At 70.9% G+C, this 1,196-nt stretch carries 1 protein-coding gene; it reads left to right on the plus strand.

What is annotated here, in order from left to right:
- Window positions 1-49 precede the first annotated feature (49 nt).
- Complete coding sequence (locus tag ACH34Q_RS46920) at window positions 50-1,189, plus strand: IS30 family transposase (RefSeq protein ID WP_395989762.1); 1,140 nt, start codon at window positions 50-52, stop codon at window positions 1,187-1,189.
- Window positions 1,190-1,196 lie beyond the last annotated feature (7 nt).

Here is a 1,196-nt window from a genome sequence, read left to right on the forward strand (position 1 = left end):
GGGTGGTCTCTAGTGTCTGTTGCAACGAGGTCTTTGAAAGGATCTTGTTGTGCCAGGACGTCGTCTTACCAGTGCCGAGCGTGCGCAGATCGAGGTGTTGTTCGGTGCGGGCCGATCGTTTCCGCAGATCGCGGAGGCGATCGGCCGGGACCGGTCGACGGTGTGGCGGGAGGTGGACCGCAACCACTCCTACCGGCGCAGCGACGCCGGTGGTGGCGGGGCGCGGCATCCCGGCCGGGCCACCACGGCGCGCCCGGACGGGCTGGGCGGGCTGTACCGGTGGACGTACTCGCATGTGGCCGCGCACCGCAAGGCGCAGGAGCGGGCGCGGCGGCACCGGCCGGGAAAGCTGATCGGCAACAGCGGGAACAAGGGCCGCGCCCGGTGCGCGGGCCGGCTGTGGCCGGTGGTGCGTGATCTGCTGATCGCGCGGTGGTCGCCGCAGCAGATCGCCGCGCACCTGGCCGCCACCCACCCCCACCAGCCGGAGCTGCAGGTGTCGCACGAGACGATCTACCAGGCCATCTACTACCAGTCCCGCGGCCGGATGCGCGCCGAACTGGCCCGCCAGCTCGGCGGCCGGCGTGCGCTGCGCACCGGCCGCACCGCCCGCCGCCCGCAATCACGGCTGGCCCGCGCCGAACGCAGCCCCAAACCCTGGACCGCCGACCTGCACATCTCCGCCCGGCCCGCCCAGGCCACCGACCGGGCCGTCCCCGGCCACTGGGAAGGCGACCTGATCATCGGCGCCCGCGGCACCAGCGCCATCATCACCCTGGTCGAGCGCACCACCCGGTTCGTGATGCTCGGCTCCCTGCCCGACTCGCGGGTGTCGGAGCAGGTCACCGACGTCCTCATCGGCCTGATGCGGCGACTGCCGGCCGAACTGGCCGCCACCCTCACCTGGGACCAGGGCTCCGAGATGGCCCGGCACGCCACCTTCACCCTGGCCACCGGCTGCCAAGTTTACTTCTGCGACCCCCACTCACCCTGGCAGCGCGGCACCAACGAGAACACCAACGGCCTGCTCCGCCAGTACTTCCCCCGTTCATCCACCGACTTCCGCACCCACACCCAACACGACCTGGACGAGGTCGCCCGCGAACTCAACGCACGACCCCGCCAGACCCTGGACTGGAAAACCCCAGCCCAAGCCCTCAACCAATTCCTCGTTGCAACAGCCGCTTGACATCGCC

Source organism: Actinomadura sp. 9N407 (assembly GCF_044326315.1).
GTDB lineage: Bacteria > Actinomycetota > Actinomycetes > Streptosporangiales > Streptosporangiaceae > Spirillospora.